This is a genomic window from Streptomyces sp. NPDC048479 (assembly GCF_040651435.1).
Lineage (GTDB): Bacteria > Actinomycetota > Actinomycetes > Streptomycetales > Streptomycetaceae > Streptomyces.
In genome coordinates this window covers 136,063-163,053 of the sequence record NZ_JBEZKA010000003.1, presented here as the reverse complement: position 1 = coordinate 163,053, position 26,991 = coordinate 136,063, and the positions used below count along the sequence as shown (strand labels likewise).

Annotated in this window: 24 protein-coding genes and 1 pseudogene; 10 read left to right on the top strand and 15 right to left on the bottom strand. The window is 68.4% G+C overall.

What is annotated here, in order from left to right:
- Positions 1–7: 7 nt before the first annotated feature.
- From AB0D12_RS06020 to rfbB, 8 genes and pseudogenes are all read right to left on the bottom strand, one after another.
- Positions 8–838 (bottom strand): carboxymuconolactone decarboxylase family protein, encoded by an 831-nt coding sequence (locus tag AB0D12_RS06020; RefSeq protein ID WP_362677527.1) that lies wholly within the window; start codon positions 836–838, stop codon positions 8–10.
- A gap of 43 nt (positions 839–881) precedes the next feature.
- A complete protein-coding gene (locus AB0D12_RS06015; protein WP_362677525.1) occupies positions 882–1,103 on the bottom strand; it encodes a tautomerase family protein in 222 nt (73 codons plus the stop codon).
- 10 nt (positions 1,104–1,113) lie between these two features.
- A complete protein-coding gene (locus tag AB0D12_RS06010) occupies positions 1,114–1,959 on the bottom strand; it encodes a hypothetical protein (RefSeq protein ID WP_362677523.1) in 846 nt (281 codons plus the stop codon).
- Positions 1,956–3,191, bottom strand: a complete 1,236-nt coding sequence (locus AB0D12_RS06005; protein ID WP_362677521.1) for an MFS transporter — start codon at positions 3,189–3,191, stop codon at positions 1,956–1,958. The genes AB0D12_RS06010 and AB0D12_RS06005 overlap by 4 nt, the downstream gene beginning before the upstream one ends.
- Before the next feature lie 15 nt (positions 3,192–3,206).
- On the bottom strand, positions 3,207–4,019 hold the full coding sequence (locus AB0D12_RS06000; RefSeq protein ID WP_362677519.1) for an SDR family oxidoreductase: 813 nt from the start codon (positions 4,017–4,019) through the stop codon (positions 3,207–3,209).
- Positions 4,020–4,031: 12 nt separating this feature from the next.
- Positions 4,032–4,298, bottom strand: coding sequence for a hypothetical protein (locus tag AB0D12_RS05995; RefSeq protein WP_362677517.1), 267 nt, complete (start codon positions 4,296–4,298; stop codon positions 4,032–4,034).
- 190 nt (positions 4,299–4,488) lie between these two features.
- Positions 4,489–4,572 (bottom strand): annotated as a pseudogene (locus AB0D12_RS05990) (sugar phosphate nucleotidyltransferase); the annotation flags it as partial.
- 7 nt (positions 4,573–4,579) lie between these two features.
- Positions 4,580–5,554: a dTDP-glucose 4,6-dehydratase gene (gene rfbB, locus AB0D12_RS05985; protein ID WP_362677515.1), complete on the bottom strand. Its 975-nt coding sequence runs from the start codon at positions 5,552–5,554 to the stop codon at positions 4,580–4,582.
- 174 nt (positions 5,555–5,728) lie between these two features.
- On the opposite strand from rfbB, the gene AB0D12_RS05980 reads away from it, so the two are divergent.
- From AB0D12_RS05980 to AB0D12_RS05970, 3 genes are all read left to right on the top strand, one after another.
- Complete coding sequence (locus tag AB0D12_RS05980; RefSeq protein ID WP_362677513.1) at positions 5,729–6,871, top strand: nucleotide disphospho-sugar-binding domain-containing protein; 1,143 nt, start codon at positions 5,729–5,731, stop codon at positions 6,869–6,871.
- Positions 6,872–6,924: 53 nt separating this feature from the next.
- The gene (gene rfbH, locus AB0D12_RS05975) at positions 6,925–8,277 is read left to right on the top strand and encodes a lipopolysaccharide biosynthesis protein RfbH (RefSeq protein ID WP_362677511.1); all 1,353 of its coding nucleotides are present in this window, start codon (positions 6,925–6,927) and stop codon (positions 8,275–8,277) included.
- A 213-nt stretch (positions 8,278–8,490) separates the two neighbouring features.
- A complete protein-coding gene (locus tag AB0D12_RS05970) occupies positions 8,491–9,306 on the top strand; it encodes a serine/threonine protein kinase (RefSeq protein ID WP_362677509.1) in 816 nt (271 codons plus the stop codon).
- A 9-nt stretch (positions 9,307–9,315) separates the two neighbouring features.
- On the opposite strand, the gene AB0D12_RS05965 is transcribed toward AB0D12_RS05970, so the two are convergent.
- The 5 genes from AB0D12_RS05965 to pdhA all read right to left on the bottom strand — a co-directional run bounded on the left by AB0D12_RS05965 (position 9,316) and on the right by pdhA (position 14,788).
- Positions 9,316–10,092 (bottom strand): response regulator transcription factor, encoded by a 777-nt coding sequence (locus AB0D12_RS05965; RefSeq protein WP_362677507.1) that lies wholly within the window; start codon positions 10,090–10,092, stop codon positions 9,316–9,318.
- A 204-nt stretch (positions 10,093–10,296) separates the two neighbouring features.
- On the bottom strand, positions 10,297–10,989 hold the full coding sequence (locus AB0D12_RS05960; RefSeq protein ID WP_362677505.1) for an HAD-IB family hydrolase: 693 nt from the start codon (positions 10,987–10,989) through the stop codon (positions 10,297–10,299).
- Positions 10,990–11,199: 210 nt separating this feature from the next.
- On the bottom strand, positions 11,200–12,642 hold the full coding sequence (locus AB0D12_RS05955) for a dihydrolipoamide acetyltransferase family protein (RefSeq protein WP_362677503.1): 1,443 nt from the start codon (positions 12,640–12,642) through the stop codon (positions 11,200–11,202).
- Positions 12,643–12,656: 14 nt separating this feature from the next.
- Positions 12,657–13,637 carry an alpha-ketoacid dehydrogenase subunit beta gene (locus AB0D12_RS05950; protein WP_362677501.1) on the bottom strand — a complete coding sequence of 327 codons (981 nt, stop codon included), beginning with the start codon at positions 13,635–13,637 and terminating at the stop codon, positions 12,657–12,659.
- 2 nt (positions 13,638–13,639) lie between these two features.
- Complete coding sequence (gene pdhA, locus AB0D12_RS05945) at positions 13,640–14,788, bottom strand: pyruvate dehydrogenase (acetyl-transferring) E1 component subunit alpha (protein ID WP_327324874.1); 1,149 nt, start codon at positions 14,786–14,788, stop codon at positions 13,640–13,642.
- Between the two features lie 481 nt (positions 14,789–15,269).
- On the opposite strand from pdhA, the gene AB0D12_RS05940 reads away from it, so the two are divergent.
- Positions 15,270–16,277: a phosphotransferase gene (locus tag AB0D12_RS05940; protein ID WP_362677500.1), complete on the top strand. Its 1,008-nt coding sequence runs from the start codon at positions 15,270–15,272 to the stop codon at positions 16,275–16,277.
- Between the two features lie 95 nt (positions 16,278–16,372).
- Here the strand turns inward: AB0D12_RS05940 and AB0D12_RS05935 are convergent, their stop codons facing one another.
- Positions 16,373–17,929: a protein kinase gene (locus AB0D12_RS05935; protein WP_362677498.1), complete on the bottom strand. Its 1,557-nt coding sequence runs from the start codon at positions 17,927–17,929 to the stop codon at positions 16,373–16,375.
- A gap of 394 nt (positions 17,930–18,323) precedes the next feature.
- Here AB0D12_RS05935 and AB0D12_RS05930 point away from each other — a divergent pair, with 394 nt between their 5' ends.
- From AB0D12_RS05930 to AB0D12_RS05905, 6 genes are all read left to right on the top strand, one after another.
- Positions 18,324–19,973, top strand: a complete 1,650-nt coding sequence (locus AB0D12_RS05930; protein ID WP_362677496.1) for a protein kinase — start codon at positions 18,324–18,326, stop codon at positions 19,971–19,973.
- Positions 19,974–20,141: 168 nt separating this feature from the next.
- Entirely contained in the window at positions 20,142–20,735 is a 594-nt protein-coding gene (locus AB0D12_RS05925; RefSeq protein ID WP_362677494.1) for a hypothetical protein, read from the top strand.
- A gap of 84 nt (positions 20,736–20,819) precedes the next feature.
- On the top strand, positions 20,820–21,518 hold the full coding sequence (locus AB0D12_RS05920) for a PadR family transcriptional regulator (protein ID WP_362677493.1): 699 nt from the start codon (positions 20,820–20,822) through the stop codon (positions 21,516–21,518).
- Positions 21,519–21,637: 119 nt separating this feature from the next.
- Positions 21,638–22,390 carry an ABC transporter ATP-binding protein gene (locus tag AB0D12_RS05915; protein WP_362677491.1) on the top strand — a complete coding sequence of 251 codons (753 nt, stop codon included), beginning with the start codon at positions 21,638–21,640 and terminating at the stop codon, positions 22,388–22,390.
- Positions 22,387–25,254 carry an ABC transporter permease gene (locus tag AB0D12_RS05910; RefSeq protein WP_362677489.1) on the top strand — a complete coding sequence of 956 codons (2,868 nt, stop codon included), beginning with the start codon at positions 22,387–22,389 and terminating at the stop codon, positions 25,252–25,254. The genes AB0D12_RS05915 and AB0D12_RS05910 overlap by 4 nt, the downstream gene beginning before the upstream one ends.
- Positions 25,255–25,352: 98 nt before the next feature.
- Positions 25,353–25,895, top strand: coding sequence for a bacterial proteasome activator family protein (locus AB0D12_RS05905; protein WP_327324866.1), 543 nt, complete (start codon positions 25,353–25,355; stop codon positions 25,893–25,895).
- A gap of 91 nt (positions 25,896–25,986) precedes the next feature.
- Here AB0D12_RS05905 and AB0D12_RS05900 read toward each other — a convergent pair whose 3' ends face one another.
- Positions 25,987–26,976 (bottom strand): NAD(P)H-quinone oxidoreductase, encoded by a 990-nt coding sequence (locus AB0D12_RS05900; protein WP_362677487.1) that lies wholly within the window; start codon positions 26,974–26,976, stop codon positions 25,987–25,989.
- Between the last annotated feature and the right edge of the window lie 15 nt (positions 26,977–26,991).

The window sequence follows — 26,991 nt, the reverse complement described above, 5'->3', positions numbered from 1 at the left end:
TGTGTCCTCAATCGCCGGACGGGTCCGAATGCGCCGCCCGCTCCGCGAAGACCTCGCGGGCGGCCGTGATGCCGTTGATCGCGGCGGGGAAGCCCGCGTAGACAGCCATCTGCAGGATGGTCTCCACGACCTCGTCCTGGGTGCCGCCGACATTGAGCAGCCCGTTCACATGCACCTTGAGCTGGGGACGGGCCGTACCCAGCGCGGTGCAAGCGGCGATCGTCACCACCTCACGGGCATGCAGGTCGAGACCGCCGCGTGTGTAGATGTCCCCGAACGAGAACTCCACGATGTAGCGGGCGAGATCGGGAGCGATGTCCTTGAGGCTCTCGATCACCGCCTCGCCCGCGTGGCCGTCGATCTCGGCGAGCGCGTCCCAGCCCCGGTCATAGCGCGGCGCCTCGTCGTTCTCGCTGACGGCGTGCGGGGCCTCGTCACGGTCGTCCGTACGCTCCGCGAACACCGCCTTGGCAACATTCAGACCGTTGATGGCCGCCGGGAATCCCGCGTACACCACGACATGAAGGATCGCCTCGACAATCTCGCGCCGGGTCACACCGATATTGAGCGCTCCGTGAATATGGAACTTCAGCTGCGGTGCGGCATGCCCGAGAGCAGTCAGGGCGCCCACCGTTGCGAGCTGCCTCTGCCGCAGGGTGAGTGAGGACCGTGCGTAGATATCGCCGTAAGGGAACTCGACCGTGAACCGACCGAGGTCGGGGGCGATGTCGGAGAAGCTGTCGAGCACCGAAGGGCGTTCCTCGGCGGCGAGCTGCTGCAGGATTGCCAACCCCCTGCTGTAGCGGTCCTTCCCATCGTCGTGAGACTCAACTGCCATGCCTGGATGACTCCTTGTTCCATGGTTCAGGACCTGCGCCGGCTCAGTTCCGGCGCCGGCTCAACTCCGGAAATTCCGGGTTCGTAGCCATGATCCCACCCTCGCCCCAGCGATTCTGGGGAATCTCCTGAATGACCACCGCTATCTTGTCGAGCGGCGCTCCGGTGACCTTGTGTGTGGCCTTGGTGATCTCCTCGATCAGCTCCTGACTCTTCTCATCCGACTGATTCGGCCACGTGGTCACAGTGATGAACGGCACAGCCACCAACCTCAATTCATTCCGTCGTTACGAATTCGTGAAATTCCGGCTTCTGAAGTTTCAACTGGGCATGAATATCGCCGCCCAGGCCGAACCAGCCGATGGCACCGCCGTAGTTCTGCTGATAACTCATCCACAGCACCACGACATTGATGATCCGGTTCGCTCCCGGTGTGCCGGGCGCCGGAAAGGGATGCGGCATGGTCGCGCGGTAACTCGCGCTGCCGTCCTCGTCGGTGACGAAGACATTGGGCACACCCAACGGACCGGGCCTGGTGGGCCCTGCCGGGTCCAGGTCGTGCTGACGCAGGGACATCACGGTGTAGAGGCTGCTCGGGACCAGCCCGCCGAACTCCATCCGGAATACGGCGCCACGGCCGTCGGGGGTGAGTTCCACCTCCAGCACCCCCTCCGCCTGGACCCACCGGCCGAGCGTGATCGGCTCGGTCACCTTGGGCCCGTCCTCCGGCCGCAGATCGGGGATCGGCGCCTGATGGAGCGGATAGCTCGGCCGTACGATCTCGTTCGCGTCGGGCCGCTGCTCGGGTGCGAAGACCATCGGGTAGTTGTTGCACGGCAGTGGAAGCGGAAGCGTATACAGCACCATGTCCCGGTCCGCCGGGGCGAGTTCGCTGCTCAGCTCGCGTACGACGGTGTACGGGAGCTGCTCGCCGAACGCCGGCAGATCGCTCTTGGGGCTGACGATCGCAGACCCCCAGGACCGTTCGACACTGCCCGAGGGCCCCTCCCGGTTGATCATTCCGATCACCACGAAGTCGCCGTCGGCGTCGACGATTTCACTGGGCGGATACGACGGTCCCTGGGTGGTGGGGCTGAGCCGGTAGCTCTGCGAACGGCTCATCGCGAACCACTCCCTTCTGCTGTGTTGTCCCGGAAGCCGAGCGCCGCGAGTGCGGCCGCGAGTCCCACGGAACCCGCACCGGTGGCCACCACGGCACCCCAGCCGCCGCCGGTCCACACCGGGCCGAGCGCGGCGCTGGCGGCGCTGCCCGCGAGCAGACAGACGAGCATGTACATGGACGAGGCGGCGCCGCGTCGCTGTTCCTGGGGCACGGACCGAGCCAGCAGCACCAGCACGGCCGGCTGGCACGAGAAGACGCCCAGGAAGAGCAGCAGCATCCCGACGACCAGCAGCGCGGTGCCCGACGCCGCCCCGAGCGCGGCGACACCGGCCAGCACGAGGCCGAGGCCCAGCAGCACCACCTGGCGCGGCGCGATCCGGCTGCTCAGCCGTCCGGCCAGCGGTGCGCCCAGCACACCGGTCAGACCGATCAGACTCACCGTGCCGATCGCACCGGCGCTGTAGTGGAAGGGGTCGCCCTGCAGCCGGTACGTCAGAAACGTGACGAGCCCGAGATAGCCGAAGAACAGCAGCGCCCCGACCCCGAACAGCCGCATCACGGGCCCCTGTCCGAACATCCGCAGCGCCGCCAGATACGCCTGCCCCACCGGCTTGCGGGCCCGTTGGTCACTCGCGCGCGGTGTCGGCAGCAGGCGCAGCAGCACCGCGGTCAGCACATTGAGCGCCGCGAGCAGCAGCACCGCCTTGTGCCAGTCGGCCCACCCTGCGACGACGCCGGTGAAGGAGCGCCCGAGGGTGATGCCGGCGACCGTGGCCCCGATGATCAGTCCGAAGAAGACACCGACCAGGCCGTCGGGAGCGATCCTTGGCATCAGCGCGATCATCGCGGCCGGTACCGCGGCGGCCGCGATCCCGGCCACGGCGAGCAGCAGCGCGAACACGCTGAAGTCGGGCACCACCGCCGCAAGGGAGATCAGCGCGGCGACTGTCAGCGCTCCGCTGCCGCCCAGCACCTTGCTGCTGAACCGGTCGGAGAGCGGCCCGAAGAGAAAGAACGACAGGGCGTACGCGAAGCTCGCCACGGTGAAGACGAACCGGGCGTCCTCCGGGCCGACCTTCAGTGATGCGGCGATCTCGGGGAAGACCGGCTGCGTCATATAGATGGTGGAGACCGCGCAGCAGGTCGCGGCCGCGGCGACGACGGCCGCGCGCCAGGCCGCCGCCCTGGAACGCTCGGCAGCGGAGGGGGATGTCTGGGCCGTGGTGACCATCTCGGCTTCCTCCACCTACAGCGCCACCGAGGCGCCGCCGTCGACGGTGATCGAGGCACCGTTGACCTGCGCGGCGCCGGGCGACACGAGATAAGCCACCGCCTCGGCGACATCCGCGGGCGTCGGCAGCGATCCGTACGGCGTCTTGCCGAGGAAGTCCTCGCCCACCTGCTCGGGGCTGATGCCGAAGCGCCGGCCGAGGTCCGCGAGGGTCTGCGTCCACAGATCGGTGTCGGTCGCTCCCGGGTCCACGGTGTTGACCCGCAGTCCGCTCCTGCCCAGGTCGCGGGAGATCGCCTTGGCGAAGCCGCCGAGCCCTGCGTTGGTGACTCCGTTGATCACAAAGAGCGGATCGGGCTCGCGGCGGAACGAGCCGTTGATGAAGACGATCCGGCCCGCTCCGCGCTCCACCATGGCCCGGGCGACGGCCCTGGTGAGCCGTATCGCGCCGAACAGCTTGCTGTTGACCGTGGTGTTCCACTGCTCGTCGGTGGACTCGAGCAGGGGAGCCACCGGGCCGTCGCCCGCGGCGTTCACCAGCACGTCGATCCGGCCGAAGCGCCCCACCACCCAGGCGATGCCCTCTTCGACCGACGCGGTCTCGTTGATGTCGAGGACCACGGCGGTGAGCTCGTGCGTTCCGTCGCCACTCTCGCCGAGCCGCTCGGCGATGCGCTTGCGGGCCGCTTCCAGCCGGGCCGCGTCACGGCCGAGCAGCACCACGCGCGCCCCGTCCGCGGCCAGCCGCTCCACGATCGCGCCGCCGATTCCGCCGGTGGCGCCGCTGACGACGGCCACATCGCGGTCCGTCTCCTTCAGCTCAGTCATCGTTGCGGCCTCTCAGTTCTCGACGCGGGCGTAGATCCGGGTGTAGAGACCCCGGTCGGTGATGTACGTGTCCCCGGCCTGCTTGACGATGTCCTGGTACCGGGGAGAGGTGAACACCGCCTGATAGACGTCGGGTTCGACGGAGAATCCGGATACGAACAGCACTCCGGGCTCGGTGCTCAGCAGGGAGTGGTAGGCGAGGAAGACCTCGACCTCGTCGTGTGTGCGTACGACGTCGAAGATCGTGCGGTCCCGCCACTCCCGGTAGGCGTCGTGCACCGGCGGCTTGACCTCGACATGCCTCAGCTGGATGTACGGAGTCGCCGGCAGCGGCTCGTCGGTGTCCTTCGGCGCCTCGACGAACTCGACGACCTGGCGGCGGAAGTCGCCGGCCAGAGCGGGCGCGATGGTGGCCGCCAGCTCCCGCTGGGCCGCATCGCGCTCGGCGATCTCCGCGAGGCCACTGACCGACCGGGAGCAGCTGTTTCGATGTCACCGAGGTCAGCGGCCGAAGCCGGGTGCCGGCGCCGCCCGCCAGGATGATTCCACGCATCAGCGATTCACCTTTTCTTCAGTGCTGTCCACCAGTCGCGGTTTTCCCGGTACCAGTCGATGGTGTCGGCGAGTCCGGATGAGAAGTCGTGCCGGGGCTCATAGCCGATTTCCGCGCGCGCCTTCGACCAGTCCACGGAGTAGCGGCGGTCGTGTCCTTTGCGGTCCTCGACGTACTCGATCATTTCCCGGCTGTGACCCAGGGCATCGAGGAGCAGATCGGCCAGCTCAATGTTGGCCAACTCCTGTCCACCGCCGATGTTGTAGATCTCACCCGGCTGCCCCTTCTCCACAACCAGCTGGATACCGCGGCAGTGGTCGTCGACATGCAGCCAGTCGCGCACGTTCGTTCCGTCGCCGTAGAGCGGTACCTTCTTCCCTTCGAGGAGATTGGTCACGAACAACGGGATGACCTTCTCGGGGAATTGGTAAGCGCCGTAGTTGTTGGAGCAGCGCGTGATCCGTACGTCCATTCCGTACGTACGGTGGTACGCGAGGGCCAGGAGGTCCGAGGACGCCTTGCTGGCCGCGTAGGGCGAGTTGGGGTTCACCGGGTCGGTCTCGGGCCATGAGCCCCGCTCCAGCGAGCCGTAGACCTCGTCGGTCGAGACATGCACAAAGGTGCCGACCTCATGCCGTCGGGCCGCGCTGAGCAGCACCTCTGTGCCGAGCACGTTCGTACGGACGAAGACCGACGCTTCGGCGATGGACCGGTCGACGTGCGATTCGGCGGCGAAGTGCACCACGACGTCCTGGCCGGCCATGACGGCGCCGACCACTTCCGGATCGCTGATGTCGCCGTGCACGAACGTCAGGCGCGGATCGGCCAGATGTGGCGCGATATTGCTCTTGTCTCCGGCGTAGGTCAGGTTGTCGAGCACGGTGAGCCGTTCCACCGCGCGGCCGAGCAGATCGTTGCCGAGGAGGCTGCGCACATAGTGCGAACCAATGAAACCTGCCCCGCCGGTAACCAGAATGCGCATGGAATTCACCTGTCCAGCATTCGAGGACGATTGCCGACGACCCTGCCAGCGCCACCATCCGCCCGACAAGGCGCTTCTGGGCTGCCCGTGAGGCATGCACCAGATGGCTACACCCAAGGGACTGATAATTGGCGGGCGTTGACCGAAGGAAAATTGATTCCTTATGTTCGAGCAATGCGAATTCTGGCGACCAGTGCTCCCAACCAGGGGCATCTCTATCCAATGATTTCGACGCTGTGGGCATTGCGGAACGCCGGTCACGAGGTACTGGCCGCGCTGCCCGACAGGTTCGCGCGGCTCACCGCCGAGGCGGGAATCTCGTCCGTGGCGGTCGCCGAGGACTTCCGGCTCGGCGACCTCGGTACCCGAAGGGCCCAGCAGGGCTCGTCGATCGAGGAGCTGACCGACCACATCGTCGACTACTACGTGCCGGCCACCGAGCGCACCGTGGACCGGACCGTGGCGCTGGCGAAGTCCTGGCGGCCCGATCTGATCGTGTGCACCGACTGGGAGTACGCGGCCCCCCTGGCGGCCGACCTGATCGGCGTGCCGACGGTCCTGCACGGCTGGGGACTGCTGGCGGACACCGCGGTCGACGAGCCGATCGCCGAGGCGCTGCGGCCGGTCCGGCGCAAGTGGGGTCTCGGCGAGGAGGCGCACACCCACTGGAAGATCATCGACAACTGCCCGCCGGAACTGCAGTGGCGGATCGCGCCGGCCAACGCCGTCCCCAGCCGGTACGTCCCCTTCAACGGGGCCGGCCTGATGCCGGACTGGCTGTTCGAGGAGCCCGAGGCGCCGCGGGTGCTGGTCACCCTCGGCAACGCGCCGATCGGCGGTGACCACGCGAATGTGCTCCAGCGCACGGTCCAGGCGCTGACCGCCTTCGACGTCGATGTGATCATCGCGGTCGGCGACCACATCAAGCTGGACCAGCTGGGCGACCGCCCGGCACGCACCCGGCGGATCCACACTCTGCCGCTCTCGCAGGTGCTGCCGTCCTGCACCGCCGTCATCCACCACGGCGGCGCGGGCAGCGCGATGGCCGCGACCGTCGCCGGCATTCCTCAGCTCGGACTGCCGCAGATGTGCGTCCAGTACCAGCACGCGGACCGGATCGCGGCGGTCGGCGCCGCGCACGTACTGCACCCGGAGGAGGCCTCGGTCGAGGCCATCAGGGAGTCCGTGCACGGCGTGCTCGAGGACCCCGGCCTGCGGGAGGTCGCGGGGCGGCTGCGGCACGAGAACGCCGCGCGCACCGGTCTCGACGAGACGGTCCGCCTGCTCGGGACGGCCTTCGACACCGAGGGCCGCTGACCGCGATCGGCCCTGCTTTCTCTCCCCCTCCCGACGAAGACAAGGGGTCCAGTGTGACCAGCGCACCCGTACAGAGCCCGGCGCCTGGCTCGGACAGCCGCGAAGAAGCCAAGGCCCAACTCCTCGACGTCGTACGCAAGTTCCACCAGTCAGAAGAGTCGGACCGGCCGTTCGTGCCCGGTGTCACTCCGCTGTACTCCTCCGGGCCGGTCTTCGACGACGAGGACCGTGTCGCGCTCGTCGAGGCCGCGCTCGAGATGCGGATCGTCGCGGCCAGGTCCGCGCAGGAATTCGAGAGCCGCTTCTCCAAGACCATCGGCGTACGCAAGTCGCACCTGGTGAACTCCGGTTCGTCCGCCAATCTGCTGGCGATCAGCGCACTGACGTCACCGCAGCTCGCCGACCGGCGGCTGGTTCCGGGCGACGAGGTGATCACGGTCGCCGCGGGCTTCCCGACCACCGTCAACCCGGTGCTGCAGAACGGTCTGGTGCCGGTGTTCGTGGACACCGAACTCGGTACCTACAACGCGAGCGTGGACACGATCGCCGCGGCGATCGGCCCGAAGACCAAGGCGATCTCCCTCGCCCACACGCTGGGAAATCCTTACGCGGCCCGCGAGATCGCCGAGCTGGCCCAGGAGCACGAGATGTGGCTCGTCGAGGACAACTGCGATGCGCTGGGCGCTCGTTACGACGGCCGGCTGACCGGCACGTTCGGCGATCTGTCGACGCTCAGCTGCTATCCCGCGCACCACATCACCATGGGCGAGGGCGGGGTGGTCTCCACGAGCGACCTGCATCTGGCGCGCATCGTCGAGTCACTGCGCGACTGGGGCCGGGACTGCTGGTGCGCGCCCGGCGAGGACAACAAATGCGCCAAGCGGTTCCGCTGGCAGCTCGGCACCCTGCCCGAGGGCTATGACCACAAGTACATCTACTCGCACGTGGGTTACAACCTCAAGGCGACCGACAGCCAGGCCGCGCTGGGCCTCACCCAGCTGGCCAAACTGCCCGTCTTCATCGAGGCCCGCCGGCGCAACTGGCAGCGGCTGCACGACGCGCTGGCGGATGTCCCCGGTCTGCTGCTGCCGAGCGCCACGCCGAACAGCGAGCCGAGCTGGTTCGGCTTTGTGCTCACCGTGCTGCCGGACGCACCCTTCACCCGCCGTGAGCTGGTGGCCTTCCTCGAGGCGAGGAGCATCGGCACGCGTCAGGTCTTCGCGGGCAATCTGACCCGGCACCCGGCGTACCAGGGCACCAACTACCGCGTGGCAGGCGATCTGACCAACAGCGACATCATCACGGAGCACAGCTTCTGGATCGGCGTGCACCCCGGCCTCACCGACGAGAAGATCGACTACATGGCTCAGTCCGTGACCGATTTCGTGCGCAGCAAGGGGCGTTGACCGTCCGTACTCCGGTCGGCACTTGCGATGAAGTGCGCTCCAACTCGTAGGTTGTCTGCGGCGCACTCATCCACTCCCCCCCAAGAGGTGGTCATGCGTTCCTCACTCCTCCCGAAGCTTCTCGTGGGCGGCCTGCTGATGTCCTCCGTGGCAGCCTGTGGAAGCGAAGACGATGCGGGTTCCGGCGGCGCGTCGCGGACACCGGGGTCCTCCGTGTCCTCCGGTCCTCCGACCGGGGCCGGCGGCACGGGCAACACCGGTGGCAGCGGCACCGGCGGCAAGGGCAAGCCTGCCGGGAAGGCGGCGAAGGCCGGGAAGGCGAAGTACACCGGCTTCTCGTCGCCGACCGGTCTGGCCTACGGCCGGGACGGCTCGGTGTTTGTGTCCAACTGGTCCGCCGGCACCGTCGAGCGGATCACCCGCGACGGAAAGCGCTCCGTCTACGCCGACGGGCTGGAAGCCCCTGCCGGTCTCGCCGTCGACCGGCAGGGCGCGCTCTACATCGCCGACTACAACGCTGATGTCGTCTACCGCGCCGCGGCCGCGGGAAGGAAGGAGAGGTTCGCCTCCGGCTTCCACACGCCGACCGGCATCAGCCTCGACTCCCGGCAGAACCTGCTGGTCACCAACCGGGCGACCAATGAGCTCATGAGCGTCTCCCCGGACGGGAAGAGCAGCAAGGTGGCCGACGGGCTGCGCACGCCGGTGGGTGTGGTCGAGACTGCCGACGGCACGATCTATGTGTCGAATTACGAGGGTGGTGTGCTGTCCCGCGTCAAGCGTGACGGGACGGTGGAAACCCACTCCAGCGACTTCGACGGGCTGGGCGTGGGAATCGTAGCCGACAAGGCAGGTTCCGTTTATGTCACCGATCGTGCCGTCGGCGAGATCAAGCGGGTGGATGCGGATGGCTCTGCCGCATCCATCATGACCGGTCTGAGCTCGCCAGTGGCCCTCGGCATTGACACCGAGGGCCACCTGGCGACAGCGACCTGGGGCGATTCAGCCTTCTATGCTATTCCCTCGTAGCGGGCCTTGTCAGTTCATTCCCCTGGATTTCACATAGCGCTCGTAGAGGCCTTCCCGGGGTGCCCTTGAAACAGCGAGTGTGCGATTGTTGCAGTCCATCTTTGCCAAAATATTGGCAACCAGGCGCTTGGCGCCGTGCTCGGATATCTGAAGCCTGCGGGCGATTTGCCTGTTGCTCAGCCCCTCGACCATGAGAACAAGCGCCTCCTGCTCCCGCGGGGTCAGCCTCAGCTGACCCCGCGGGGCGTCGTTGCGCCGGGTCGCGAGCAGCAGCAGATCCTGAGCGAGCTCGGGCGGGATGGGGACGTTACCCCTGGCAACAGCAGCCAGAGCCTTGTTGAGGGTGTCCTCATTGATCCCGTTGATCTTCACGAAACCGGCCCTGATGCCGGTCACCTTGGGCAGGTCGACGAGATCGTCGTCCTCTATGAGCAGCATGATGCGTACACCGCGCTCCTCGTTCCTGCGTAACTCCGCAGCCATCGCGTCGTCCACCTCACCCAGCAGGGCGATGAGTATGTCGCCCTCGTCGAGACCGTCAGTAAGCGCTTCGACGATCCCGGGCAAGGAGCGGATCTCGACTTCCGATGGCAGTTGAAGCATCCTCTCGACGCCGTAACGCAGCAGACCATTCCCGATCGCCACGACGACGCGTCGTACACAGATCTCTCTTTCCTTGATTTCCGAGACGCCCAACAAGACTACCCCCTGTTGCTTTGATGCGCGCCGGCGGTCATCCGACTCCGCGCACAAGTCAAGGATACCGACGAGATTCAGCCATCCCATGTGATATAGCTCACCATGGATAATTTGAAAGGGATACTAAAAAGGTTTACCACATGACCATCGGGCCGAATGCGCATACCCGAATGACTCGTCCGGTGATTCCGGTAATAAATCAGCAACACAACCGGAAAGAAAGCGAAAGAACCCCCGGCGCGAAAATTCCGGGGGTTAATTCAAAATGAATTGCCGCGGTACGGTCAGCGGTCAGTCGCGTTGCCGCAGAGCCGTGGGAGCGGACGGCAGCACCGGCCAGCCCCGCTCCTTCGCGAGGGCCACCAGCGCCGGGTCGACATCCACGACATGCGGGTTACCGACCTGTTCCAGCAGGCCCAGGTCGGACAGATGATCGCCGTATCCATAGCAATCCGCAGGTGAGAGGCGGTGGGCGGCGATCGCGTCGGCCACCGCGGCGGTCTTCGCCACGCCGATCATCGGCTGGCGCACCTCACCGGTGAGCAGCCCGTCCTCGCCGACCACGGGCTCGGTGCACAGAATGATTTCCGCCGCGATCTCCTCGGCGAGCGGCTCGAGAACGGCACGGAACGAACCGGAGACAAGGCAGATCAGATCCCCGGCCGCGCGATGCCCGTCCAGGGCGTCGAGCGTGGCTCCGACGAATGCAGTGGGCCCGTTCCGGTACCCGTCGTACCAATCGCGGCCCGCCGCGACCAGTTCCTGCTGCGATACGCCTTTGAAGAGCCGGTAGTAGGTGCGATTGATCTCGCTGCGGTCGACGTTGTCCGCGGCCAGCGACCTGATGTCCGCCATGACCCTGTCGTATCCGGAACCGGAATCTCCGTTCTGAGCCATCCAGTGGCGCAGAAAGGCGAACATGCTCTTGGCCGTGATCACGGTCTCGTCGGCATCGAAGAACGCCGAACGGCGCGCAGAAGTCATGGCGCTCCCCCATCCCCAGTCATCGTGTGCGGCCCCGACCGAGCCTGCCCAGTCACGTGGGCGCCGACAAGGACCGTTCGGGCTGCTCTTTCGAGCACCCCGAACGATCACGGCAAAGGCCCGGGCGTCGCGCACCCGGGCCTTGTGACCTGCGGAGCAGACCTGACGAATCAGACCTGGGGATCGTGCCTGTGGATCAGACCTGACGGATCAGGCCCAGGTGATCAGCCGCTTCGGGTTCTCCAGGATCGCGGCGACGTCGGCCAGCACCCTGGAGCCCAACTCGCCGTCGACCAGGCGGTGGTCGAAGGAGAGCGCGAGCGTGGTGACCTGGCGCGGCTTGACCTTGCCCTTGTGGACCCACGGCTGGAGCTTGATCGCACCTACCGCGAGGATCGCGGACTCGCCGGGGTTCAGGATCGGCGTACCGGTGTCGACGCCGAAGACGCCGACGTTGGTGATGGTCACCGTGCCGCCCTGCATCGCCGCCGGCGTCGTCTTGCCCTCGCGGGCCGTGGAGACCAACTCGCCCAGCGCGGCAGCAAGTTCGGGCAGCGTCTTGGCGTGCGCGTCCTTGATGTTCGGGACGATCAGACCGCGCGGTGTGGCGGCCGCGATGCCCAGGTTGACGTACTCCTTGAGCACGATCTCCTGGTTGGCCTCGTCCCAGGCGGCGTTGACCTGCGGATTGCGTTTGATGGCGACCAGCAGCGCCTTGGCGATCAGCAGCAGCGGATTGACCCGCAGCCCCGCCATGTCCTTGTCGGCCTTGAGCTCCTCGACGAGCTTCATCGTCCGCGTCACGTCGAGCGTGATGAACTCCGTGACATGCGGCGCGGTGAAGGCGCTGCCGACCATCGCCTGAGCGATGGCCTTCCGTACGCCCTTGATCGGGATACGGGTCTCCCGGGCACCGGCCTCGACAGGCACGACCGCCACCGGCTGGACCGGCTCGGGTTGTGCCTGTACGGGCGCGGGCGCCGGAGCGGCGGCCGGAGCGGCCGCCGCGTGGACGTCCTCCCGGGTGATGATGCCGTCGGGACCGGTCGGAGTGACCGTCGTCAGGTCGATGCCCAGGTCCTTGGCGAGCTTGCGGACCGGCGGCTTGGCGAGCGGGCGGGCCGCGGTGGCCGTGCCGCCGTGGCCGTTCAGCTCGCCCTGCACCGCAGCGGCCGCGGCCGGCTGCGGGTAGTACGTGCTCGCAGCCTCGGCGGCCGGCTGTGCCGGAACGGCCTGCCCGGCGGCCGGCTTGCGCGGCCGGCGCTTGGTGGACGTCTCGGCGACGCCGTAGCCGACGAGGACCGGCTGGCGGCCCTTGGGCTCGGCCTCCTCCTCGGCGGCGGGCGCTACAGGCGTCTCCACCACGGCCTCGGCAGGTGCGTCACCGCTGCCCGGCGCCACATCGATGGTGATGATCGAGGTGCCGACGTCGACGGTCGTGCCCTCCTCGAAGCGCAGCTCGTGCACTACGCCGTCGTACGGGATCGGCAGCTCGACGGCCGCCTTCGCCGTCTCGACCTCGCACACGACCTGGCCGTCCGTCACCGTGTCACCGGGCTGGACGTACCACTTGAGGATCTCGGCCTCGGTGAGTCCCTCGCCCACGTCGGGCATCTTGAACTCACGGAAGCGAAGTGAAGTGTCTTGAGTCATGGTCACGGCACTCCTCAGTACGCGAGCGAGCGGTCGACGGCGTCCAGCACCCGGTCAAGTCCCGGGAGGTACTCCTCCTCGAGGCGCGCCGGTGGATACGGGGCGTGGTAGCCGCCGACCCTCAGCACCGGGGCCTCCAGGTGGTAGAAGCACCGCTCGGTGATACGAGCGGCGATCTCCGCACCGGAGCCGTAGAAGACCGGGGCCTCGTGCACCACGACGAGCCGGCCCGTCTTCTCCACCGACGTCTGGACGGTGTCGAAGTCGATCGGGGACATCGAGCGCAGGTCGAGGACCTCCACCGACTTGCCCTCCTCGGCAGCCGCGGCGGCCGCCTCGGCACAGACCTTCACCATCGGCCCGTACGCGGCAAGCGTGATGTCCGATCCGGTCCGGATGACGCGGGCCTTGTGCAGGGGACCGGGGATCGCGTCGACATCGACCTCGCCCTTGTCCCAGTAGCGCCGCTTCGGCTCGAAGAAGATGACCGGGTCGTCGCTCTGGATCGCCTGCTGGAGCATCCAGTACGCGTCGGAGGAGTTGGACGGCGAGATCACCTTGAGGCCCGCGACATGCGCGAAGAGCGCCTCGGGGGACTCGCTGTGGTGCTCGACCGCGCCGATGCCGCCGCCGTACGGAATACGGATGACGATCGGCAGTTTGATCTTGCCGAGCGAGCGCGCGTGCATCTTCGCCAGCTGCGTGACGATCTGGTCGTACGCGGGGAAGACGAAGCCGTCGAACTGGATCTCCACGACGGGCCGGTAGCCACGCAGGGCCAGACCGATCGCCGTGCCGACGATGCCGGACTCGGCGAGCGGGGTGTCGAGGACCCGGTCCTCGCCGAAGTCCTTCTGCAGTCCGTCGGTGACCCGGAAGACGCCGCCGAGCTTGCCGACGTCCTCACCCATGATCAGGACCTTGGGGTCGGTCTCCAGGGCCTTGCGCAGCGACTCGTTGAGCGCCTTCGCGAGCGGGAGCTTCTGTACGGCCATGATTAGTTGCCCTCCTCGGCGAAGGACGCCTGGTACGCGATGAACTGGGCGCGCTCCTCGTCGACGAGCGCGTGCCCGTCGGCGTAGACGTTCTCGAAGATCGCCAAGTGGTCGGGGTCGGGCATGGCCCGCACCGCCTCACGCACCCGCTTGCCGAGGGTCTCGCTCTCCTCGTCCAGGGACGTGAAGAACGCCTCGTCGGCATGGCCGGCGTTCTCCAGATACGTACGCAGCCGCAGGATCGGGTCCTTGGCCTCCCAGGCCTGACGCTCCTCGTCCGCCCGGTACTTCGTCGGGTCGTCCGAGGTGGTGTGCGCGCCCATCCGGTAGGTGAACGCCTCGACCAGGGTCGGGCCCTCGCCCCGGCGGGCCCGCTCCAGCGCGGAGCGGGTCACGGCCAGGCAGGCGAGTACGTCATTGCCGTCGACACGGACGCCGGGGAAGCCGTAGCCCTGCGCGCGCTGGTAGAGCGGCACACGGGTCTGCTTCTCCGTCGGCTCGGAGATCGCCCACTGGTTGTTCTGGCAGAAGAACACGACCGGGGCGTTGTAGACCGCCGAGAAGGTGAACGATTCGGCGACATCGCCCTGGCTGGACGCGCCGTCGCCGAAGTAGGCGATGACGGCGGAGTCCGCGCCGTCCTTGGCCACGCCCATCGCGTAGCCGGTGGCGTGCAGCGTCTGCGAGCCGATCACGATCGTATACAGGTGGAAGTTGTTGGTGTTCGGATCCCAGCCGCCGTGGTTCACCCCGCGGAACATGCCGAGCAGATTGGTCGGGTCGACCCCGCGGCACCAGGCGACGCCGTGCTCGCGGTAGGTCGGGAAGACATAGTCGTCGTCGCGCAGCGCCCGGCCGGAGCCGATCTGTGCGGCCTCCTGGCCCAGCAGCGACGCCCACAGTCCGAGCTCGCCCTGGCGCTGAAGAGCGGTGGCCTCGGCGTCGAAGCGACGGGTCAGGACCATGTCCCGGTACAGCCCGCGCAGCTCGTCCGGGGTCAGGTCGATCTCGTACTCGGGGTGCTCGACGCGCTCACCCTCGGGCGTCAGCAGCTGTACGAGCTGAGGCTCGGAACTCTGCGGCTTTTTCGCGGCGCTGACGCGCTTGGTGCTGCGTCGCGGTTTGCGCGCGGCAGTGCTCTCCACGGTCACGTGCGTGCTCCTCCGTCGGTCCGGCCCCCGGGGTCCGCCGGGAGCCAGTGCGGCTCGCCTGGTATCCGTACCCGTGCACGGGGTGGGTGCCGCTCGGCCGGGATCAGGCGTGACAGGTGCCCCGGCGAGCGCCCTGCCAAAGGCACGTTACCCAGTGTGTCGCATTACTGCGAAACCCCATTTGACCTGCGATTTTGCTTGGATTTCCAAGTAAATCGAGAAATGCGGGAACAACCACTGGTCACAGCCTTGCAGGCCGCCGGAACACCGGCACGTTATCCCGCAGACCCCGGGCACGGGAAGAGTAGATGGATGAGTCCTCTTTCGCTCGCGAAGCTGGAAAAATCACCCTATTTGCGCTCGATAGCTACGAAGTCGTCGAGGGCGGCTGCAGCTCGAACTGCAGTTCGCGATCGTACGTAGGCGGGATTATCCCGAAGAGCCGTCACTCGGCCACGCTGCGTGATCTACCATCTGGCGGGTGCCGCGCTCATCTGCAACTGCCCCACCCGTCGGTGCACTTCTGCGTCGCTACCGGGACACGGGCGAACCGCTCTCCTGCGAGCCCGTCACCCAGGGCCTGCTCAACCGCGGCTACCGGCTCGCCACCACCCGTGGCTCCTACTTCCTCAAGCACCACCTCGACGGCGACCGCGAGTCCATCGCCCGCCAGCACCGCGCCACCCAGCGGCTCGAGGCCCTCGGCGTACCGGTCGCACCGCCCGTCGAGGACGCGTACGGCGACACGGTCGCGGTGATCGGCGGACGGTGTTACGCCCTGCACCCCTGGATCGACGGACGACACCGCGACGGGACGCAGCTGACGGCCGTCCAGTCGACGCGGCTCGGCTCGCTCCTCGGGCTCGTCCACACCTGTCTGGAACAGGTCATGGCGGTGGACGCCACAGAGCGGCGGGAGTACGAGAGCGCCGATCCCGAGGAGACCTTCACGCTGATCGACGAGCTGTTGGCGCTGGCGCGCGCGGCCCGGCCCCGGGACGCGTTCGACACGCTCGCCGAGCGGCGGCTCCTCGAGCGGCGGGCGCTGCTGGAGCTCCATGCCGACCGCAGGCCGCCGCCGGCGTCCGCCGGGGGCTGGGTGCACGGCGACTTCCACCCGCTGAATCTGCTCTACCGGGGCGGCGAGCCGGCCGCGATCGTCGACTGGGACCGGCTGGGGGTGCAGCCGCGCGCCGAGGAGGCGGTACGGGCCGCAGCCATCTTCTTCGTCCAACCGGCGGGGGAGCTGGAACTGACGAAGGTACGGGCGTATGCACGGGCCTACCGGCGAGCGGCCGGGGCGGACGCGGCGGAGCTCGCGGCCGCGGTGCACCGGGTGTGGTGGGAACGGCTCAACGACTTCTGGATACTGCGCTGGCGCTACCAGCTGCACGACCGAAGGGCCGACCCGCAGTTTCCTGCGGCGTCGGCCCTGGCGGTGTGGTGGACGAGAGAGTACGAGGCGGTGTGCGAAGCCTTCGCGGGATGAGCGGCGTGAACGGCGTGAACGAGGTCGCGGACGTGAACGACGTCGACGGGGCGAGCAGGTTCAACGGGGCGTACCGCGTGGCGCCTTGGGCCGTGTCAGCCGCCGATGCCGCCCGGGGCGCCTGCCTGGCCGCCCGGCGTCCCACCCGGATCGCCGCCGCTGCCCGTTGTGCTGCCGGGCGAGCTCGGCTCGTCCGTCGGCTCGGTCGGCTCATCGGTCGGCTCGCCGGTCGGCTCGGTCGGATCGGCCGTCGTCGGATCGTCGGTCGGCGTCCCCGGATCGGTCGGCGTGAACGAATCGCTGTAGGAGGGCTGCCAGCTCGGCTCCTGATTGCCGCCCGTGGAGGTGTCCGGCTCCTCGCTCTGCTCGGTCTGCTCATCGGACGGGGTCGGCGAGTCCTGCGACTCGGACGGGGTCGGGGTGACCGTCGTGCCGGGCTTCTGGTCGCCGGTGCTGTGGTTCGCCTTGTCCACCGCGAAGGCAATGCCCCCCGCGATCGCCAGCACCGCGAGCACGGCGAACAGCCACGCCTTTGCGCGGCCGCCGCGCTTGCCGCCGCGACCGTCCCGGCGACCGCCGTCGTATCCGCCGTCGTTCGGGTTCATCGGCGGCAGGATCGGGCTCTGCGACGTCTCGCCGTGCACGGGATGGCCGATCACCGTCGGCCCCGTCATCCCCATCGCCGGGGTGATGGCGCCGTCGTGCATATCGACCGGACCGGTGTTCCAGCTGCCCGTGTGGCTGCCCTGCTGCTCCAGCATCTGCAGTCCGTACTGGACCATGCCGCGCATCTCTTCCGCGCTCTGGAACCGGTCGTCCGGGTCCTTCGCGAGCGAGCGCATGACCAGTCCGTCGAGCTCCGGCGGCACCACGTCCGAGACCTCGGACGGCGGCAACGGGATGTCCTGGACGTGCTGGTAGACCACCGAGAGCGGGGTCTCGCCGGTGAACGGGGGTCGCAGCGCGAGCAGTTCGTAGAGCAGACAGCCCGTGGCGTACAGATCGGAGCGGTGGTCGACAGCCTTGCCCAGCGCCTGCTCGGGGGAGAGGTACTGCGGCGTACCCATGACCATGCCGGTCTGGGTCATCGTCGACTGAGCGCCGTGCAGGGCTCGCGCGATACCGAAGTCCATCACCTTCACCGCACCGGAGTTGGTGATGATGACGTTGGCCGGCTTGATGTCGCGGTGCACGATGCCGTGCTGGTGCGAGTACGCGAGCGCCTCGAGTACTCCGGAGACTATGATCAGCGCCTGCTCGGGCGGCGGAGCCTCGGCGTTGAGGAGCAGATCGCGGATGGTGCGCCCCTCGACCAGCTCCATCACGATGTACGGGACGGTCTGACCGCCCACCGCGTCCTCGCCGGAGTCGTACACGGCAACCACCGCATGGTGGTTGAGGCCGGCGACCGACTGCGCCTCGCGCGTGAAGCGGGCCTTGGAAACCGGGTCCTCGGCGAGGTCGGAGCGGAGCAGCTTGACCGCGACAGTGCGACCCAGCCTCACGTCCTCCGCCGCGAAAACCTCGGCCATACCGCCGCGTCCGAGACGGTGCGTCAGGCGGTAGCGGCCGTCGCCGACCACTCCGCCGATGCCCCAGGAGTCCGCCGCATCCGGCACTCCGCCGCCGCCTGCTTCGGGTTCGGGTGCCATCAGTCCTCGCCGTCGTATCTGTCCGCGTGCGTACTCTGCGTGCGGGGGTTCGCTGTGGTCCTCGGGGTGCTGTGCGACGTCACGCTACAGCCTTTGCGCGACGGGCCTGATTCGAGATGGACCGGCCATCAAACCTGCTGCCCCTGCGGGCAGGCAAATTCCATGCTCTTCCTGTAACGCTTCCGAGACGCTTCTTGTGCGTACGGTCACGGAACGGGCACCTGGCTTGACGTGCCGGGCCCCTCGGGCAGACTTGCCCCGTAATACGGATCACGGAAAACCGATCCGGGACATGGATCACGCGGCATAAATCACACAGCACAGCGCAGAGATCAGCGAGCGACGCGAACCATCGCGTGCCACCGCGCCTTCGCGCCGAGGGGGATGCACAGTCATGAGCCAGGACGGCGCACAGGGCCGCTACGCGGGTGGTTCCGTAGCGAACGGCCGGTATCAGCTACGCGACCTGCTCGGCGAAGGCGGCATGGCCTCCGTTTATCTGGCGTACGACTCCGCGCTGGACCGCCAGGTCGCCATCAAGACGCTGCACACGGAGCTGGGTCGCGAGCAGTCCTTCCGCGAACGCTTCCGGCGCGAGGCGCAGGCCGTCGCCAAGCTGTCGCACACCAATATCGTGTCGGTCTTCGACACCGGCGAGGACGAGCTCGACGGCGCGCTGATGCCGTACATCGTCATGGAGTACGTCGAGGGCCAGCCGCTGGGATCCGTACTGCAGGCGGACATCCAGCAGTACGGCGCGATGCCGGCGGACAAGGCGCTGAAGGTGACGGCCGATGTGCTGGCCGCGCTGGAGACCAGCCATGAAATGGGCCTGGTCCACCGCGACATCAAGCCCGGCAACGTGATGATGACCAAGCGCGGCATCGTCAAGGTGATGGACTTCGGCATCGCGCGCGCCATGCAGTCGGGCGTCACCTCGATGACGCAGACCGGGATGGTGGTCGGAACGCCGCAGTATCTGTCGCCGGAGCAGGCGCTGGGACGCGGCGTCGACGCGCGGTCCGACCTGTACTCGGTCGGCATCATGCTGTTCCAGCTGCTGACCGGGCGAATCCCGTTCGACGCGGACTCACCGCTGGCGATCGCGTACGCGCATGTACAGGAAGAGCCGGTCGCCCCGTCGACGATCAACCGCTCCGTCACTCCGGCGATGGACGCGCTGGTCGCACGGGCGCTGAAGAAGAACCCGAACGAGCGTTTCCCGAGCGCCGCGGCGATGCGCGACGAGTGCGCGCGGGTGGCGAGTGCCGGGCAGACGGGCGCACCGGTGATCATCGGTGGCGCGCCGGCGAGCAGTGGCGCGGGCGTCGGCTCCGCGGTCTTCCCGCCGCTGGACCAGTCGACTCCGGCGCCGCAGAGCGTGCAGACGCCGTACCAGCCGGGTCCGTACGGGCCGCCGACTCCTACGCCGACGTCGGCTCCCACGCCTCAGTACGGGTACCCGCAGACGCCCGCCCCGGCACCGGGGTATCAGACGCCCCCTCCGGCGTCGGCGTACCAGGCGCCTGCCCCGATGTCCTCGACGCCGCCTCCGTACACCATGTCGCCGCAGCCGACGACGGCTTCGGGCGGCGGTGGTGGCAAGCGGAACATGCCGGTCATCGTGGGCGCCATCGTGGTGGCACTGCTGGCGATCGGCGGTCTGATCACGGCGCTCGCGCTGAACAAGGACGACCCGGGTGGCGGCGACAACGCGGGCGACGACCCGAGCGCGAGCCAGTCGGCGGAGGCCGGGGCCCTGGCCCCGGACCGTACGCGGACCATCGAGGCGACGGAGTGCTCGGACGCCACGGAAGACGGCAATGACCCGGCGAAGGTCCAGGCTCCCAATCTCCTCTACAAGGACCTCCTCTCGGTCAAGGACTGCCTGCGGGCAGCCGGCTGGACCTGGAAGGTGACCGAGGAGAACAACCCTCAGTACGCCAAGGACGCCGTCATCCTGCAGTACCCGAGCTCCGGCGAGGCTGTCGTACCGAAGAGCCAGGAGTTCGAGATCACGATCTCCACGGGCAAGGCCGGCTAGCCCGACCCGCACCGCTTTCGGGAACGGCCCGTTTCCGGGGAACGGCCCGGCACGCGCTCCGCGTGCCGGGCCGTTCCCCGTTCTCCCGCCCCGAGATGCCGGAAGTGTCATGCCATGTGACGCTGAGTCCGATATCTCGGCGACTCGGCACGGGAGGGGGGTCACCCGGTGACTCCAAGGCTCCGCACACAGTGCGCGATCACGGTCGCGTCACTCCTGCTGCTGGCCACGCCCCACGCGTACGCCGACGAGGAGTCCGAGACCTCCGACCGCACTCCGACGGCCAGGCCCAACGTCTCGGCGTCCCTTGCGGGGCGGCATGCCGGGGAAGGGCGTCCGCGGCCCGGGCGGTCTCCCAGGAGCACGAGCCCGAGTGAGTCAGAGAGCCCGGACCGGCCGGTCCGCCCCGACCATCCCGACCATCCCGACCATCCCGACCGCCAGGACCACCCCGACCGGCCGCACCGTACGCCGTCCGACGCAGCGTCCGCGTCTCATTCCGCTCCGTCCGACACGCGACTGTCCGCGTCCGAGCCCCCTCCCACGGAGGATGAGGAACTCCAGACGGAGGAGCAGGAGGATCCCCAGGACTCCCCGATCCCCACTCCGACCCCTTCCGTCCCCGCCGCCGCACATCAGCAGGCCCCTCAGGCCGTCCCCGAGGTCGTCGGGCACCAGATCTCGCCGCTGTCACTGGGGGCCGGGATGACGCTCATGGGGCTCGGAATCGGCTTCCTGGGCGTGCGACTGAGGCGCCGTTGATCATCATGTCCCCCTCAAGACGGACGCACAGACTCCGTCTCTCGATGGTTGCCGAGTCCGCCATACTCGGTATACATACTGAGTATGTCGATCCGCCACGGGCTTCTCGCCCTTCTGGAGCCCGGTCCTCGCTACGGCTCCCAGCTCCGTACGGAGTTCGAGTCGCGCACCGGTGCCACCTGGCCGCTCAACGTCGGGCAGGTCTATACGACCCTCAACCGCCTGGAGCGCGACGGCATGGTCGCGCAGGACGGCGAGGACGACGCCGGCCATGCGCTGTACGTCATCACCGATGCAGGGCGCGCCGAGCTGAAGAGCTGGTTCGAGACGCCCGTGGACCGCAGCAGTCCGCCCCGTGACGAGCTGGCCATCAAGCTCGCGATGGCGGTCGGTGCGCCCGGCGTGGACATCCGTGCCGTCATCCAGTCCCAGCGCCACCACACCGTGAAGGCGATGCAGGACTACACCCGGCTCAAGGCGCAGGCCCTCGCCGCCATCGAGAGCGGGGGCTCGCAGGAGCGTGACGACGTGGCCTGGCTGCTCGTCCTGGAGCAGCTGATCTTCCAGACCGAAGCCGAGGCGCGCTGGCTCGACCATTGCGAGGTGCGGTTGATCCGCCTCTCAGCGGCGGCCGAGCGGGCAGCCGGGCACGCGACGACCGCTTCCCTGATCTCGCCCCCGCCGCACCCCGAACCTCCGCCGCATTCCGCATCTCCGCCGCCCCCCGCGTCCTCGACGCAGTCCACGTCTCCGGCGCACGCGCCGCCCGCACCGCCGACGTAGCCCACCCGAGCTTCCCGCGGCTTCCCGCTCATCTCCGGGCCACCGGCCACCGGCCACCGGCCACCCAGTCTCCGTACATCCGCTCGTACGAACGCCATCCGTCCAAGGGGGGACCCTTCATGTCCGACCACCAGTCACAGCCGTCACAGCAACCAGTGCTGCAACTCCAGCAACTGACCCGCGTCCACGGCAGCGGCGCCACCGAGGTGCATGCCCTGCGCGGCATCAACCTCGATGTCTTTCCGGGCGAACTCGTCGCCGTCATGGGCCCGTCGGGCTCCGGCAAGTCCACGCTGCTCACCATCGCGGGCGGCCTCGACGCGCCCACCTCGGGACGGGTGATCGTGGAGAACACCGACATCACCACCGCCGACCGCAAGACGCTCGCCGCCCTGCGCCGCCGCAGCATCGGCTATGTCTTCCAGGACTACAACCTCATCCCGGCCCTCACCGCCGCCGAGAATGTCGCCCTGCCGCGCGAACTCGACGGGATCTCCGCACGCAGGGCCCGTACCGAGGCCGTCGCCGCCCTGGAGGAGATGGACCTCGGCCATCTCGCCGACCGCTTCCCGGACGAGATGTCGGGCGGTCAGCAGCAGCGGGTGGCCATCGCTCGCGCCCTGGTCGGCGAGCGGCGTCTCGTCCTCGCCGACGAGCCGACCGGCGCACTGGACTCCGAGACCGGCGAGTCCGTTCTCGCCCTGCTGCGCTCGCGCTGCGACGGTGGCGCGGCCGGCATTCTCGTGACCCACGAACCGCGCTTCGCGGCCTGGGCGGACCGCGTGGTCTTCCTGCGCGACGGCGCCGTAGTCGACCAGACCATCCGCAGCCAGGCCGACTCGCTGCTCTCCGGCCAGGCGGCAGAACTGTGATGACCTGGTATCACTCCTGGCGGGCCGCGATCCGTATCGCCCGCCGAGACGCCTGGCGCTCCAAGGGCCGGAGCTTCCTCGTCCTGGCGATGATCGCCCTTCCCATCCTCGGCGTGAGCGCCGCGGATCTGACCCTGCGCAGCGCCGAGCTCTCCACCGAGCAGAGCCTTGAGCGTTCGCTGGGGGCGGCCGACGCACGGCTGACAGATCCAGGCATGGGCGGTGTGCCCATCATGCAGACACCGGACGCCAACAGCTCCACGCCGGTGGGGAACTTCGACAACAAGCCGTGGCCCGACGGCAAGACCGATATCAACAAGGCACTGCCTGCCGGCGCCAAGTCCCTGACGGACTCGCAGGGTTCGGGCAAGCTCCGCACCACGCACGGTCTGCTGAACACCGAGATCCGCGAGTTGAAGTCCTCCGACCCGATGGCCAAGGGCATCATGGTCGTCGACCACGGCCGGCTCCCGCAGAAGGCCGACGAGGTCGCCGCGACCACGCACTTCCTGGAGTCCAGCGGTCTGAAGGTGGGCTCCACGCTCACAGCGCGCGGGCTCGACCGCGAGTACAAGATCGTCGGTGCATACGAACTCCCCGACGCGCTGGAAACCGACCAGGTCAACGCGCTGCCCGGCGCGCTGCTCACCCCGCTCGACAAGGCTCTCGAAAAGTCCGGACTGCCCGGCACCGAAGCGAGCACTACGCAGCTGGTGCGCATCTCCGGTGGTTTCACGTGGAACATGGTCAAGCAGGCCAACGCCAAGGGCGTGACGGTCAATTCACGCGCCGTCGCCCTCGACCCGCCGGCCAGGTCCGAGATCCCGATCTACGAGCAAGACGGCTGGGGCAACTACGAGGAGAGCACGGCCGCCAAGGCCGCGGCCCTCGCGGCCGTCGGCACCGTCGTCGGCCTCGCGATGCTGGAGATCTGTCTGCTGGCAGGGCCCGCCTTCGCGGTCGGCGCCCGGCGCTCGCGCCGCCAGCTCGGTCTGGTCGGCGCCAACGGCGGTGACCGGCGCCATATCCGTGCCATCGTCCTCGCCGGCGGTCTGGTGATCGGTTTCGCCGCGGCCGTCGTCGGCACCATCCTCGGTCTGCTCCTCACCTTCGCGCTGCAGCCGCTGCTCGAGGACTACCTGGGCAAGCGCTTCGGCAGCTTCGACGTACGGCCGCTGGAGCTGCTCGGCATCGGGCTGCTCGCCGTGTTCACGGGCCTGATGGCCGCGATCGTCCCGGCCGTCACCTCCTCCCGGCAGAGCGTGCTCGCCTCGCTCACCGGCCGTCGCGGTGTACGCAAGAGCAGCCGGGTGCTCCCGGTGATCGGGCTGATCGCGGTCGGTCTGGGCGCTGCGATCGCGCTCTACGGGTCGACGATGACCGACGAGTCCATCGTCGTCGCGGGCGGCAGCGCCATCGCCGAGCTGGGCGTGGTCGCGCTGACCCCCGCCCTGGTGGGCCTGTTCGGCCGGACCGGACGCATCCTTCCGCTCTCGCCGCGCCTCGCGCTGCGTGACGCGGTACGCAACCGGGGCCGTACGGCTCCCGCCGTGGCCGCGGTGCTGGCCGCCGTCGCGGGCACGGTGGCCGTGGCGACCTACGCCGCGAGCAGCGACGCCCAGGGCAGGGCCGAGTACGAGGCGCGCCTGCCCCACGGCGTGGTCGCCGTGATGCTCGACGAGGCCGGCGGGCGGGACGTGCCTGCGGTGCGCGCCACCGTGCAGAAGATGCTGCCGATCGACGTACGGGCCGATGTGGACCGTATCTCCGTCGGGAAGTCCAACTGCTCGATGTACGGCGGTGCAGAGGGCTGCGGCCGCTACGAGGTCGTCGTGCCCAAGGCCAACCAGTGCCCGTTGTGGATGACCGACCCGGCCAAGCCGAACGAGGACCCTTCGACGAAGTTCAGCAAGGCCGAACGCCGCAAGCTCAGCCAGGACTGGCGCTGCATGGAGAACTCGGGCGGGGGCTCCGCGTACGCCGACAGCGGTGTGCTGGTCGGCGACGCCAAGCTGCTGAAGGTGCTCGGAATCGAGGACGCGGCGGCCGGGAAGGCACTGGCTGCCGGACAGATCCTCTCGTTCGACAAGCGCAACCTCGACACCAAGGGAAAGATCAGCATCCGTCTGGTCACCGACACCAAGAAGGCCGACGCGGCCTCGGAGAAGGGCAAGGAGGCACCCGGCGAGATCAAGACGTTCACCGCGCACCAGGTCGCCGGTGAGCCCACCTCGTACGGTGTCTCGATGATCGTGCCGACTGCCGCGGCCAAGGCCTCCGGTATGAACACCGTCCCGCTCGGCGCGTACTACTCCACCGACAAGATGCCGAGCAGTGAGCAGCGCCAGCGGCTGGACGGAGAGCTCGACAAGACCGGCTCCGACATCAACCTGTATGTCGAAGAGGGCTACACCAGCGAGAACAGCATCATCCTGCTGGCGCTGACCGTCTTCGCCGGACTGATCACCATCGGTGCGGCCGGTATCGCCACGGGCCTCGCCCAGGCGGATGCCGAGGCCGATCTGAAGACGCTCGCCGCGGTCGGCGCGCCGCCGCGGGTCCGCAGGACGCTCAGCGGGTTCCAGTGCGGCGTGGTGGCTGCGATGGGTGTGCTGCTGGGCTCGGCGGCGGGCGTGCTCCCGGCGGTCGGGCTGCGGCTCACCGAGAAGCGCCAGCAGATGAAGTTCTACGAGCAGGCGCTGGACCAGGGCTTCGGCTCGTTCAATTCGACACCGTATGTACCGATCATCGTGCCCTGGGCGACCCTGGCCGCGCTGCTCATCGCCGTTCCGCTGGGCGCCGCGCTCCTGGCGGCAGTGGTCACCCGCTCCCGCGGGGCGCTGTCCCGCCGCGAGGCGACCTGACCGGTACAACCTGGGGTTTTGTGCCCCCGTACGAGGGTGGATCACCCTCGTACGGGGGCACACCGTGTGGTGAGGCACCGATGCGAGAGAATGGCGGCATGGAGATGCCGAGGAATGAACGGTCGCAGGAGAGCCCCCACGTCCTTGTTGTGGGACAGGACGGGATGGCACTCGGCGGCGGTGACGGTGACGACGAGTCGCGCGAGGTCCCGGTGACAGAGATGGTCGAACAGCCTGCGAAGGTCATGCGCATCGGAAGCATGATCAAGCAGCTGCTGGAGGAAGTCAGGGCAGCACCTCTGGACGAGGCGAGCCGGGTCCGGCTCAAGGAGATCCACGCCAGCTCGGTGAAGGAGCTGGAGGACGGCCTGGCTCCGGAGCTTGTTGAGGAACTCGAACGCCTCAGCCTCCCCTTCACCGACGAGGCGATCCCGTCCGAGGCCGAACTGCGCATTGCGCAGGCCCAGTTGGTGGGCTGGCTGGAGGGTCTCTTCCACGGAATCCAGACGGCGCTGTTCGCCCAGCAGATGGCGGCCCGCGCCCAACTCGAACAGATGCGCCGCGCCCTCCCGCCCGGCGCCTCTCACGAAGCCGACGAAGAGGGCCCCCACGGCGCAATCCGCTCGGGGCCGTATTTGTAGTCGCCCAGCCTGACGGGGTCTGAGGCTGCTGTTGCATGACGCTCAGGGGTGTGGGGGTGCTTCGGTCCCCCACACCCAGGGGCGAGTCAGGTCAGCCCGCCGTAGGCGCCACCAGCAGCACCTTGCCGACATTCGCGCCCGACTCCAGCACCCGATGCGCCTCCGCCGCGTCCGGCAGCGGAACCATGCGGTCCACCACCGGATGGACCAGGCCCCCCTCGATCAGCGGCCACACATGCTCCCGTACAGCCGCCATGATCGACGCCTTCTCACCGAGCGGGCGGCCCCGCAGCGACGTCGCCGCGATGGCGGCCCGCTTGCCGAGCAGCATCGCCAGGTTCAGCTCGCCCTTGACGCCACCCTGCAGGCCGATCACGGCAAGGCGGCCGTTGACCGCCAGCGCCTTCACATTCCGGTCCAGATACTTCGCGCCGACGATGTCGAGGATGACGTCCGCGCCCGCCCCGTCCGTCGCCTTCCGCAGCTCCTCCACGAAGTCCTGCTCGCGGTAGTCGATCAGGATGTCCGCGCCCAGCTCCGCACAGCGCGCCAGCTTCTCGGGCCCGCCCGCGGTGACCGCCACCCGCGCGCCCACCGCCTTCGCGAGCTGGATCGCCATCGTGCCGATACCGCTCGCACCACCATGGACCAGCAGCGTCTCACCCGGCCGCAGGTGCGCGATCATGAACACGTTCGACCACACCGTGGCCGTCACTTCGGGCAGCGCCGCGGCCGTGACAAGATCCAGCCCCTCCGGCACCGGCAACAGCTGCCCCGCCGGCACGGCGACCTTCTCCGCGTAACCGCCGCCTGCCAGCAAGGCACACACCTCGTCGCCCACAGCCCACCCCGAGACACCCGGCCCGAGCGCCGAGATCCGGCCCGAGCACTCGAGGCCGGGGTACGGGGACGAGCCGGGCGGCGGGTCGTAGAAGCCCTGCCGCTGCAGCAGATCGGCACGGTTGACGGCGCTCGCGACGACCTCGACGAGGACTTCTCCCTCGCCGGGTACGGGATCGGGCACCTCGGCCCACACAAGCGCCTCGGGACCGCCAGGTTCGGGAATCGTGATCGCATGCATGGCCGCGAGGCTACT